15 protein-coding genes are annotated in these 12,622 nt (G+C 30.8%); all 15 read right to left on the bottom strand.

All coding sequences use genetic code 11. From position 1 onward, the window contains the following. The gene (locus RBU61_RS07440) at window positions 1-822 is read right to left on the bottom strand and encodes a 2-oxoacid:ferredoxin oxidoreductase subunit beta (RefSeq protein WP_308879007.1); all 822 of its coding nucleotides are present in this window, start codon (window positions 820-822) and stop codon (window positions 1-3) included. After that, window positions 803-1,960, bottom strand: coding sequence for a 2-oxoacid:acceptor oxidoreductase subunit alpha (locus RBU61_RS07435; RefSeq protein ID WP_308879006.1), 1,158 nt, complete (start codon window positions 1,958-1,960; stop codon window positions 803-805). The genes RBU61_RS07440 and RBU61_RS07435 overlap by 20 nt, the downstream gene beginning before the upstream one ends. Window position 1,961: 1 nt before the next feature. Beyond that, the gene (locus tag RBU61_RS07430) at window positions 1,962-2,162 is read right to left on the bottom strand and encodes a 4Fe-4S binding protein (protein WP_308879005.1); all 201 of its coding nucleotides are present in this window, start codon (window positions 2,160-2,162) and stop codon (window positions 1,962-1,964) included. A gap of 518 nt (window positions 2,163-2,680) precedes the next feature. Continuing rightward, window positions 2,681-4,081 carry an oxaloacetate decarboxylase subunit alpha gene (locus RBU61_RS07425; RefSeq protein WP_308879004.1) on the bottom strand — a complete coding sequence of 467 codons (1,401 nt, stop codon included), beginning with the start codon at window positions 4,079-4,081 and terminating at the stop codon, window positions 2,681-2,683. Window position 4,082: 1 nt separating this feature from the next. Continuing rightward, entirely contained in the window at window positions 4,083-4,667 is a 585-nt protein-coding gene (locus tag RBU61_RS07420) for a class I SAM-dependent methyltransferase (RefSeq protein WP_308879003.1), read from the bottom strand. Next, the gene (locus RBU61_RS07415) at window positions 4,657-5,061 is read right to left on the bottom strand and encodes a hypothetical protein (RefSeq protein WP_308879002.1); all 405 of its coding nucleotides are present in this window, start codon (window positions 5,059-5,061) and stop codon (window positions 4,657-4,659) included. The genes RBU61_RS07420 and RBU61_RS07415 overlap by 11 nt, the downstream gene beginning before the upstream one ends. 13 nt (window positions 5,062-5,074) lie before the next feature. Further along, window positions 5,075-5,782 (bottom strand): pseudouridine synthase, encoded by a 708-nt coding sequence (locus RBU61_RS07410; RefSeq protein WP_308879000.1) that lies wholly within the window; start codon window positions 5,780-5,782, stop codon window positions 5,075-5,077. A gap of 73 nt (window positions 5,783-5,855) precedes the next feature. Next, window positions 5,856-6,956, bottom strand: a complete 1,101-nt coding sequence (locus tag RBU61_RS07405) for a D-alanyl-D-alanine carboxypeptidase family protein (RefSeq protein ID WP_308878998.1) — start codon at window positions 6,954-6,956, stop codon at window positions 5,856-5,858. An 83-nt stretch (window positions 6,957-7,039) separates the two neighbouring features. Then, window positions 7,040-7,468, bottom strand: a complete 429-nt coding sequence (gene ytfJ, locus RBU61_RS07400; RefSeq protein ID WP_308878997.1) for a GerW family sporulation protein — start codon at window positions 7,466-7,468, stop codon at window positions 7,040-7,042. Beyond that, window positions 7,422-7,997 carry a DUF2953 domain-containing protein gene (locus RBU61_RS07395; RefSeq protein WP_308878995.1) on the bottom strand — a complete coding sequence of 192 codons (576 nt, stop codon included), beginning with the start codon at window positions 7,995-7,997 and terminating at the stop codon, window positions 7,422-7,424. Before RBU61_RS07395 ends, ytfJ begins: the two co-directional genes overlap by 47 nt. A gap of 69 nt (window positions 7,998-8,066) precedes the next feature. Continuing rightward, the gene (gene scpB / locus RBU61_RS07390; RefSeq protein WP_308878994.1) at window positions 8,067-8,612 is read right to left on the bottom strand and encodes an SMC-Scp complex subunit ScpB; all 546 of its coding nucleotides are present in this window, start codon (window positions 8,610-8,612) and stop codon (window positions 8,067-8,069) included. Between the two features lie 5 nt (window positions 8,613-8,617). After that, window positions 8,618-9,361, bottom strand: coding sequence for a segregation/condensation protein A (locus RBU61_RS07385; protein WP_308878993.1), 744 nt, complete (start codon window positions 9,359-9,361; stop codon window positions 8,618-8,620). Between the two features lie 5 nt (window positions 9,362-9,366). After that, window positions 9,367-9,957, bottom strand: a complete 591-nt coding sequence (locus RBU61_RS07380) for a site-2 protease family protein (protein WP_308878992.1) — start codon at window positions 9,955-9,957, stop codon at window positions 9,367-9,369. Between the two features lie 97 nt (window positions 9,958-10,054). Beyond that, window positions 10,055-11,215, bottom strand: coding sequence for a D-alanyl-D-alanine carboxypeptidase family protein (locus tag RBU61_RS07375; protein ID WP_308878991.1), 1,161 nt, complete (start codon window positions 11,213-11,215; stop codon window positions 10,055-10,057). A 93-nt stretch (window positions 11,216-11,308) separates the two neighbouring features. Further along, window positions 11,309-12,613, bottom strand: a complete 1,305-nt coding sequence (locus RBU61_RS07370) for a pyrimidine-nucleoside phosphorylase (RefSeq protein ID WP_308878990.1) — start codon at window positions 12,611-12,613, stop codon at window positions 11,309-11,311. Between the last annotated feature and the right edge of the window lie 9 nt (window positions 12,614-12,622).

Here is a 12,622-nt window from a genome sequence, read left to right as displayed (position 1 = left end):
TTATCGCTCCTTTGAAAAAGATTCAATTATTTTTTGATATTCTTCAACATACTCAGCTCTAGTGTTTTTATATAACTCACCAACCACAAATTTACCATCTTTCTGTTCATCTGTTAATTTATCATATGCTGCAATATTTATGGCATTTTCTTTTAAATAATTCATCATATCCACAGCTTCACCCTTTTTATTCTTTCTACCATAATAAGTAGGGCAAGTCGTAAGAGCCTCTATAAAAGAGAATCCCTTATTCTTAATTCCTTCCTCTACTTGTTTAATTAACATATTTGCAGTAAATATAGTTCCTCTACTTACATAAGTTCCACCTGCCGCTTTTGCAAGCTCGCATAGGTCAAAATTCATATCAATATTTCCATAAGGTGCTGTGGTTCCCTTATCTCCAGTAGGAGTAGTAGGAGAATATTGTCCCCCTGTCATTCCATAAGTACTATTATTGAATACAATAGTAGTTATATCTATATTTCTCCTTGCTGCATGAATTAAATGATTTCCGCCTATGGCAGAACAATCTCCATCTCCTGTTATAACTATTACTGTTAATTCTGGCTTTGCAAGTTTTATTCCTGTAGCAAAAGCTAGAGCCCTGCCATGAGTAGTGTGCATAGTGTTAAAATCTAAATATCCTGAAGCCCTTGAAGAACATCCTATTCCAGATACTACACATACTTTATCTTTATCTAATCCCAAATTATCAATTGCCTTAACTATAGCTCTTGTAACTATACCATTACCACAACCTGGACACCATATATGCGGTAAATTTTCCGTTCTAAAAAATTCATTAATTAGTTGACTTGGCATATTGATCCTCCTTAACAAAAGAAATAATCTCTTCAGGAGTTATTAGCTCCCCATTAAGACGTCCGTATTTCTCTACTTTAGTAAACTTACCGGCAATTCTATCAACTTCTAAATAATATTGTCCCATGTTCATCTCTACTACTACTATACGTTTTACTTTCTTTGATAGCTCAAGTAATTCTTTTTCAGCTAATGGCCAAATTGTTATAGGTCTAAATAACCCTGCCTTTATACCATCTTCTCTTAAGGTATCTACTGCTGATTTAGCAGAACGTGCTGTTGCACCAAAGGCTACTATGGCAATATCTGAATCCTCAGTAAGGTATTCGCTTACTTCAACTATATCATCCTTATTATCTTCTATTTTATCTATTAGTCTGTTGATTAAGTTTTCTGCTACCTTTTCATTTCCAGAGGGGAAACCTGATTCACTATGTACTAATCCCGTCACATGGAACCTATATCCTTCACCAAATCCAGCCATTTCTGGAACCAGATCCCCTTCTTTGACTTCATAAGGCTTATAGTTTTCTGGTGAACAAGTTGGTTTTTTCCTATTATATACTTCTAATTCAGTATTATTAGGTATCTCAATTTTTTCTCTCATATGGGCAATAACTTCATCCATTAAAAGAATAACTGGAGTTCTATATTTTTCTGCCAAGTTAAATGCTTTAATAGTAGTATTATATATTTCTTTAACTGACCAAGGATATAAGGCTATAATAGAATGATCACCATGAGTTCCCCATCTTGCTTGCATAATCTCTCCTTGAGCAGGAGCAGTAGGTAATCCAGTACTTGGTCCACCTCTTTGTACATTGACTATTACACATGGTGCTTCAGTTATAACTGCATAACCTAAGCCTTCTTGCTTTAAAGAAAATCCTGGACCACTAGTTGCTGTCATGACCTTCTCTCCAGCTATGGAAGCACCTATAACGGCAGAAATACCTGCTATTTCATCTTCCATCTGAATGAATTTACCACCTATTTTAGGCAGTTTCTCTGCAGATAATTCTGCAATTTCAGTAGATGGGGTAATAGGATATCCTGCATAAAATCTCATACCAGCAGCTATAGCACCTTCTACACAAGCTTCATTTCCTTGCATTAATTTAATCGTTTTATCAGCCATATTATTTACCTCCCAAATAAATAGCAAAATCAGGACATCTAAGCTCACACTGTCCACATTGTATACATGATTCTAAATCCTTAATATTAACCTTGCCATCTTTCATCTCAAGTACACTTTTAGGACAAAATGCAACACATATTCCACAGCCTTTACACCAGTTTTTATCTACTGTAAGAGATTTATCAGTCTTGGTTGGCAATTCTATTTCCCCCTTATACATTATTTGTTAATATAATAATATCAAAACAAAATATCTATTGCAAGATTTATTTCATTTTTTAACCAATTAATATATTTTTGCAAGTTTAACTTCACATTGATAATCTTTATAACAAGTTTAATTGTATAGGCATCCAACACGAATTCATAATAAAAAATACTAAGAGAGTGCATTTGCAGAATATGGAATAACTCCAGCCGTAGGTTGCGCACTTGAACCTCCTTACAGTCGGTGCAAATCTCGCCAACCCTGACAGGGGTAGTATCTACAATTCAACTTTGCTATCCCTTGTTTCATTGGATACTACTCCCAATGAATGGAGCTATAAATTTCTTTACGGATTTTATAGCTGAATGAATTGTAGGAGTTACCCATATTCGAAACAGCCGAACGTGTATTTTTTATTATGATGTTGGATGACTATACAAAAGCACCTCCAAAAGTTAAGTTTATTATCTAACTTTTGGAGGTGCTTTTCATTTATTTAAGGCTTCTTTTTATACTGGATGAGTTTGATATTCTTGATTTAATAAATCATTTTCTATTTTATATTTTGCTGCCTGTCTTTGTTTAAAAAACTCTATGGCAATCTGTGGGAATAATGCATATGTCAATATATCTTCCTCTTGCTCAATATATTGTTTTATTTCATCTCTAAATTCTTTTAATTGTGGCTCCATTAAATCAGCAGGTCTACCTGTAAATACTTCTTCGTCTCCTATTATCTTCTTTCTAATTTCTTCAGAAATAGGTAGAGTAGGTTTTCCATACAAACCCTTAACATAATTTTTAGCCTCTGTTGGAACCATTTTATATCTTTCTCCAAGTATAACATTAAATACTGCTTGAGTTCCTACCATTTGACTCATTGGAGTTACTAAAGGCGGATAACCAAAATCTTCCCTTACTCTAGGTACTTCCTGTAATACTTCATCAAATTTATCTTCTTTCCCTTGAGTTTTTAACTGAGATACTAAGTTTGAAAGCATTCCACCTGGTACTTGATATACTAAAGTATTTACATCTACATTTAACACCTTAGTATTAAGTAGACCTTCCTCTAAATACTTGTCTCTTAACTTCTTAAAGTAATCTGAAACTTCTAGTAATAATTCCATATTAATATCCTCTGGATAATATGGAGAACCTTGTAATGATGCAATCATTGGTTCAGTAGCCGGCTGAGAAGTTCCATTTCCCAATGGTGAAATCGCCGTATCTATTATATCTGCTCCAGCTTCTATAGCTTTCATATAAGTTTGATTTGCCAACCCACTAGTAAAGTGTGAATGAATTTCTATAGGAACTTTCACAACTTTTTTCATTTCCTTAACTAATGTTTCAGCTGCATAAGGTAATAAAATACCTGACATATCTTTAATACATATAGAATCTACACCCATTTTTTCCATATCTTTAGCTAACTCTACATAATAAGCAGTATTGTGTATAGGGCTAGTAGTGTATGAAATAGCAGCCTGTGCATGACCACCGTATTTTTTCGTAGCTTCTATAGATGTTTTTATATTTCTAAGATCATTTAATGCATCAAATACTCTAATAATATCTATACCATTTTCTATCGACTTTTTAACAAACTCTTCTACAACATCATCTGGATAATGTCTATATCCTAAAAGGTTTTGTCCTCTTAATAACATTTGAAGCTTTGTCTTTTTAAAAGCCTTTCTTAATGCTCTTAATCTTTCCCAAGGATCTTCATTTAAAAATCTTAAACAAGAATCAAAGGTAGCTCCTCCCCATACTTCAAGAGCATAAAACCCAACATTATCAAGTTTTTCTGCTATAGGCAGCATATCCTCTAGTTTCATTCTTGTGGCTATTAAAGACTGATGTGCATCTCTTAAAATTGTATCTGTAATCTTTATGCCTGACATTTTACTCCCTCCTAGTTTTAGATTTCTCTACGCCATATAAAATAGGCGGATAATTTATTTGATTAATAAAATCATATTTTACTACATTAAATTGTTTTTGGTCTAAACTCTTTAAGAATCTTTCCACTTCTTCTTTTTCCTCTAAACCACCTTCATGTCCAATATAACAAGTAATCAATATTATACCATTATCATTTAATATATTTATTGCCTTTCGTAAAGATTTAAGAGTAGTATCTTTATTAGTCTTTATATTTTTATTACCCTTTGGTAGATACCCTAAATTATATATAATAAAATCAACTTTTTCTTTAATATATAAATCAATGTTTTCATGACCATCATGTATTAATCTTACATCATTGTCTAGGTTTTCACAAGCTAAACTTTCTTTTGTTATATCTAAAGCTTTTTTTTGAATATCAAAACCATATACTCTTCCAGTTTTTCCTACTAGTCTTGCCAGTAATATAGTATCATTTCCATTACCTACGGTGCAATCTACTACAACTTGTCCATCTTTCACGCATTTATAAATCATATCTTTAACTATCTTTAAAGTATTTATAATTTCACTATACCTCATTACAACCTCCACAACTATTGCAGCCTTTACTAAAGAATTCAGGTATATTTAACTCTAATTCATCATCTTTATTTACAAAAAATCCTTTTTTAAGAAAATAAGTGTCTTTAGATTTAAAATAAACCCTATGAGTTCCCTGATTATAGAGATAATTAACTATTGATCTAAAGAGTCCATCTCCTAGATTTTCTCCTCGCTTAGAATCCTTAATTACTAAATATTTCAATACCCATTTATTTTCTTCTTCCTCTGCCTTTGCCACTCCAAATAAATCTTCATTTTCTAATCCTATATATATAACACCATCTAAAGATAAATCTTTTATATTTTCTTTAGCTAGAATTTCTTGTATCTTATCTTTCTCACTTTCTAAATATCTTCTTAATAATAACATACTTCCTCCATCGTTATATGCTTCTTAAATATTTGATTTCTTCATCGTCTAAATATCTCCAATTTCCTATATCTAAACCACCTATTTGGATTTCTCCTATGGAAACTCTTTTTAGTTTTTTAACAGGATGATTTATCGCCTCACACATTTTCTTTACTTGTCTATTTCTACCTTCATGGATTACAATCTCAAGAATAGATTCAGTATCATATCTTTTCGCTATTTTTATATATGCATTAGAAGTCTTCTTTCCATCTATCACTAATCCACGTCTAAACTTTTCTAATTCAGCCTTATTTGGAACTCCTTCTACTATGGCTATATACTTTTTCATTATCTCGTTACTTGGATGAGTAAGCTTATATGCCATATCTCCATCATTTGTCAATAAAAGCAATCCAGTAGTATCAGCATCCAACCTTCCTACTGGATAAATTCTTTCTTTGACACCCTCTATTAAATCTGTAACTATCTTCCTATCTTTTTCATCTTTTAAAGTAGTTACAAATCCAATAGGTTTATTTAACATAATATAAACCTTATTTTTTTCTGCCTTTATTTTCTTATTATCTACTTTAACTACGTCCTTATTAGGATCTATTGTAGTTCCTAATTCTGTAATTACTTTATTGTTTACCATTACTTTACCATCTATTATTAATTGTTCTGCTTTTCTTCTTGAACTTATTCCACATAATGCAATATATTTTTGTAGTCTCATTTTAAAGCCCCTTTCAACATCTTGTACTACTATATTACCTTTTTTCCATTAAAATGTAAAATCAAATATTTTTTTATTTGATTTTAAGATTATTAAGGAGTTTTTCCAATTTATTGATTCTCTTTATAGTTGACTTTGCCACTAAATTACCTTCGTGTACTAGTTTGCCATCAAGATAAGTATAAATGGATCCTATTTTATCTCCTTTTTCTATGGGTGCTTCTATAGTATCAGGTACATCGATACTAAGCTTTATGCTTTCTCTTTCCCCTTCTTTAAAAGGATAAAAAAAGCTGTTTTCAGTGACTAGGTTGAGATAATCTCTATTTCCGTTTTCAACATCAATTCTTTCAATAAACTGATTATTATCATATACAAATAATCTACTATAATTATCGAATCCATAGTTTAATAACTTATAATTATCATTAAACCAATCCCCTGCATTTAAAGATACAGCTATAAGATGCATACCGTTCCTCGTAGCAGATGAAACTAAACACCTACCTGATCTCATAGTATATCCAGTTTTTACCCCATCTCCACCAGTATATTCCCAAAGAGTTTTATTTTTATTGTAAAAATAATTGTTTTCCTCTCTATCTGCAGTATAGGATTTAGACTTTACTATATTGCCAAATTCTTCATAGGAAAAGGCTTCTTTGGTTATTAACGCCAAATCATATGCTGTGGAATAATGTGAATCGTCATGTAATCCATGTGGGTTAGCAAAATTAGTATTTACTGCTCCTATGGACTCTGCTTTTTTATTCATTAAAGATACAAAGCCATCTAAAGAACCTCCTATATGATTGGCAATAGCTACAGATGAATCATTTCCTGATCTTAACATCAATCCATAGAGCATATCCTTTAATGAAATAACTTCTCCTTCTTTTAGATATATACTAGATCCTTCTACTCCAATACACTCACCCTTGGCAACTATTTTATCATCTAATTTTCCATTTTCTAAGGCAACTAAAGCAGTCATTATCTTAGTAGTACTTGCCATAGGCATCTTTTTATGTGCATTTCTTTCATACAAAACTCTTCCAGTCTCAGCATCCATTAATATATATGATTGTCCGCTTAAGCTCAACTCTTGACCAAACACTATACTAGAGCTTAAAGTCATTATTATAATTATAATAAGACATATTTTTTTCTTCATATAATAACCTCCTTAAAATATAGAATAATTTAAAAGAAGCAAGATATTATATCCTGCTCCTATTGAAAATTATTTATAAACTTTTACTGCATTTCAGTAGTATTTGTGCTTCCTTGAGTACTCATAGTGTCGTTTTTATTACCGAATGATTGCTGTAAATTATCAGCCATTTTCTCAACGAATCCAAATAAATTTGTTAAAGCACTACTACCTTCATCTACTGTTAATAATTTTATTTGTTCATTACCAACTACAATAAAGCCTACAGGAGATACTGAAACTCCCGCTCCACTTCCACCACCAAAAGGAAGTTTCTCTTCTTGTGGATTGTTTTTTCCCATATTGAACTCACTACCACCTGATGCAAATCCAAAAGAGATTTTAGACACTGGTATTATCACAGAGCCATCTGCCGCATGTACGGCATCACCTACTATAGTATTTACATCTACCATTTCCTTTAAATTATTCATTGTAGTTTTCATTAATCCTTCTATTGGATGTTCTGGCAATACTCTCCCCACCTTCTCTAATTTCTTTTAAAGTTCTAATGTATGCAATAATAATATAAACCAAATTTACGTTAATTATACATAAAAAAAACATTTCAAAAATATCCATGTTAAATAAAGGGTTTATCTGTATATCTTTTTCTTCAATTTTGTTTATATCTTTGTTTCTAAGAATATAACTAAGTACAACATTAACTATTGCCCAAACAATACCGAAGGACATGCCCAACAAACTAGGATCTTCAAATCCGATATTCACTTTAAAATCCATTTTTTTTATATGACCTTTATCGATTATATATTGTACGTAGGATTTATGATTTCCTTTAATATTAAATTCATCATCTACTTCTTTATCTATATTTTCCTTTCTTGTGGAATCAATTTCTTTTTTTATAAGTCCGAACAAATATGTAATTGTTACTTTATATCTAGACTTTTCAGCAAATTCATAGTACATCTTTACTTTTATAGGTATAAGAAATAATAGTAATAAAACTAAAGATAGAAAGATAATAATATATATCACTTCATCACTTCCTTTTTAGGTTACTAAGTAATATTTCCAAAAAAAAGAAAATAATACTAAAATTTAGTATTATTCTTCCTCTTCTATATTATCTAAATTATCCATAAGTTCATTTAATGGCGGTAAATTCTCCAATGTTTCCAATCCAAAGGCCCTTAGAAAGTCATCAGTAGTACCATATAGTATTGGCCGTCCTACCCGTTCAAGTCTTCCAATTTCTTTGATCAATTCTCTATCCATTAGTGTTTCTACTGCTTTATCACATCTTACACCTCTTATGGCTTCTATATCAGATTTAATAATAGGTTGCCTATAGGCGATAATGGATAGAGTCTCCAATGCTGCATTAGATAATCCCTTTACTGTTTTAGGATTAGACAGTTTCTTTATCCATGAAAAATGTTCAGGCCTTGTTCCTAATTGATAGGAATCTTTTATTTTTATTATTTTGACTCCCCTCATATTATAATCAAACTCATCTATCATTTCATCCATAATATTAGATACTTCTTCTTTATTTAACTCTAAGATTGAAGCTATGTCCTTAGCTTCTAAAGGATCACCCCAAGTAAATAATAAGGCTTCAATAATAGATTTTATCTCTCTAGAATCCATATATATTACTCCTCTTCTATTCTTCTACTAATATTCAAGTCAGAAAAATCTTCTTCTTGAAATACATTTATATGCTTCATTCTAATTAATTCTAGTACAGATAAAAAATAAGTTATTATCTCGTTTTTAGTACTCTCTTCATTAATTAAAGAACTAAACTTAAGCACTTCTCCTGCTGATATATGGTTTTTAATTTTTTCCATACATTCTTCTAATGTATATTCTTCCCTTTGAATTTCTCCAACATCTAAGCTTAATGTTATCCTACTTCTTTTCTTAATAATATTATTTATCGACTTTAATAATATCTCTATATTTAACCCTTCAAGTTGAAATTCGTCATCTTCAAATTCTATTAAATCCTCTTTTGGCTTATAATAAACTTTAGAATAAATATTTTCTAAATTCTTTAATTCCATTGCTGCATTCTTATATTTTTTATATTCTACTAACTTTCTTACTAATTCTACCCTAGGATCTATTTCTTCAAGCTCTAACTGCATATCTTCTGAAGAAGTCTTATTTGGAAGAAGTAATTTAGATTTAATTTCTAAAAGTGTAGCTGCCATTACTAAAAACTCTCCAGTTACTTCTAAATTCAACTCTTCCATTTGATGTATATATTGAACAAATTGTTCTGCTATAAGACTGATAGGTATATCATATATATCTATTTCAGCCTTATCAATAAGATGAAGCAATAAATCCATAGGACCTTCAAAGGCGTCTATCATTACTTTATAATTCATCTATTTTACCATCCTAATATCAAAATCAATAAATTTAATACTGCGTCTATAATAGGCCTCATTAACTTATCTACAGTATTAGTGGCTATTAAAATAATAAGAATTAGATAAAAGTATCTTTCATATTTATAGAAATAATATTCTAGTTTTTTAGGAAGTAAAGATGCTACTATCTTTGATCCATCTAATGGGGGAAAAGGAAGTAAGTTAAATACACCTAGCATAACATTATACCATAGAGTTATAAATAATATTTTAAATACTATGGCGTTAGTAATCAAATCTAAGGAAAGAATAAATCCAACAATAATAGCTATTATAAAATTAGACACTGGACCTGCTAAAGAAACCATTATAGTACCTAGTTTCCTATTCTTAAAGTTAAAGGAATTTATGGGAACAGGCTTGGCCCATCCAAATCTAAATAAAAGTAGAAAAACAAATCCTGTTAAATCCAGATGTTTAAAAGGGTTTAAAGTTAATCTTCCTGCATCTTTTGCTGTAGAATCCCCTAACTTATAGGCTACAAACCCATGAGCTAATTCATGAAATATAATAGCTGTAAAAAGTCCCGGTAAATTATAAATTATATCCATTATTAACACCCTTCTTTCTATTAATCTATATTATAACATTATACAACCTCGACTCACTAAAGTCGAGGTTCTATAAGAATCTTTATATTAAATTAATTTATCTTCCTCTTAGATAACTATTTATAGTTTTATTTAAAATATTAAATAGATTTGCTTTTTCCACATCAGACTTAGAAATAAGTTTGACTTTATCTATTTCTTTTCCATCTATTTTTATTATTAGTTCTCCTATTTCATCTCCTGCTAATATAGGTGCATGAATAATATCTGGTAGGACTAATTCTTTTTCAATATTACCCTTCTTACCCTTAGCTAATAATATATAAGAATCTTTAGAAAGCATAACTTCCACTTCCTGTAATTTACCTTTTTCCACAGGAATTGTAGCTAAAACGTCTCCCTTTTTACCAATTTCGGCAGAATCATAGTTTGCAAATCCATAGTCTAACATTCTTTTGGCTTCATTAAATCTAGTCTTGGAGTCGGTAGCTCCCATAATTACTGCTATTAACTCTAAATTACCTCGCTTTGCAGAACCAGATAAGCAAAAACCTGCTTCATTTGTTGATCCAGTTTTCACACCAGTAGTTCCATCATATTCCTTAAGCAATCTATTGGTATTCACCATGGTTTGTATACTATTCTTATTTTTTCCTACTGTCAAATCTTCCATATAAGTAGTCAGCCATTCATGAACTTTTTCGTATTTTAATAACTCTTTAGACATTAAAGCAACATCATATGCAGAAATATAATGGTCATTATTAGGTAATCCACTAGCATTATGGAATTGAGTATTTAGCATACCTAATTCTTTAGCCTTATTGTTCATCATCTTTACAAAAATATCTTCTGAACCAGCTATATGCTCAGCTAAAGCTACAGCAGCATCATTTCCAGATCTTATGGCAATGGCCTTAAATAAATTTTCTATTGTTTGAACTTCTCCTGCCTCTAGGAACACTTGAGAGCCGCCCATTCCAGCAGCATATTCACTTACCATTACCTTATCATCTAAAGTGATCTTACCCTTACTTAAGGCTTCCATACCTAGTACCATGGTCATTATCTTAGTTATACTAGCTGGAGCCAGCTTTTCATTCTCATTTAATTTATAAAGAATAGCCCCTGTATTAACATCCATAAGTACTGCAGATTTAGCATTAATCTTCAAATCTTCCTCTGCGTAGATCTCCGTTGGAATAGAAGTGATTACAATTAAAAGCAATAATATGGCAGATATAAGTTTCCTTTTCAAGCTATTACCTCCATTTCATATGTTTGCTTTTATATTAACCACAAAATCTTTAGTTATGCAATGTCTAAGTTATTTACATTAATTGGAAAAAGCTTATTCTATTTCTTTATAAATTAACTCTTTTTCGTCAATATTTTTATTACCAATAAGGTATATTTCCTGTAGTCTTTCTTCTATTTCTTTAGCCTTTTCCATATCATTTGAATGTATATAGGCTAAAGCTTCACCTAATTCTACTTTATCGTCTACCTTTTTGTTTAAAATAATACCTACAGCTAAATCTAGTTTAGATTCTATAGTTTCTCTTCCTGCTCCTAAATATAAGGCAGCCTTACCTATTTCTTCTGCATCTATAGATTTCACATATCCTTCTACTTTAGATTTAACTTCTAATATATATTTAGCCTTAGGAAGTAAATCAGTATTTTTTATATAGGAGATATCCCCATCTTGGTGTTCTACTAATTCTATTAATTTCTCATAAGCCTTCCCTGATTTCACAGCATCTATTAAAATATTTCTTCCATCTTCTTCATTATCGACTTTTTTAGCAAGGACAAGTAATTTAGATCCTAGTTTTAAGCAAAGTTCATATAAATCATCTGGTCCATTACCTTGTAAAGTTTCTATAGCTTCCCTTACTTCTAAAGCATTTCCTATGGCTTTACCTAAGGGTTCATCCATATTTGTAACTACAGCTATGGTTTTTCTACCATAAGAATTACCAATTGCAACCATTTCATTAGCTAAAGAAATAGCATCTTCTATATTTTTCATAAACGCCCCAGAACCAACCTTTACATCTAAGATTATGGCGTCTGACTCTATGGCAAGTTTTTTACTCATAATACTTCCAGCTATTAAAGATAGATTTTCAACTGTAGCTGTAACATCTCTTAAAGCATATAGTTTTTTATCAGCCGGAGTAATGTTGCCAGTTTGACTACAAATAGAAATATTAATATCATTAGTATTTCTTACAAACTCATCTTTACTTAATTCAACTCTAAAGCCTTTAATAGACTCCAATTTATCTAAAGTACCACCAGTATGACCTAATCCTCTACCAGACATTTTAACAAAGGGAACGCCGCAAGCTGCAACCATAGGCCCTAATATTAGTGTTACACTATCTCCTACTCCACCGGTAGAATGTTTGTCTACTTTTATTCCATTTATACTGGATAAATCAAATGTATCTCCTGAATTAATCATGGCTTTGGTTAAATCTAGAGTTTCTCTTTTGTCCATTTTATTAAGGTAAATAGCCATTAATAAAGCTGAAGCTTGATAGTCTGGAATAGTTCCATTTGTATAGTTTTCAACAAAATAATTAATTTCTTCAGTACTTAAAGAGTAACCATCTCTTTTTTTCTTAATAATATCGTAGATTCTCATAAACTCAAC

It is taken from the genome of Tissierella sp. MB52-C2 (assembly GCF_030931715.1).
Taxonomy (GTDB): domain Bacteria; phylum Bacillota; class Clostridia; order Tissierellales; family Tissierellaceae; genus Tissierella.
This window is presented reverse-complemented; position numbering and strand designations above follow the sequence as displayed.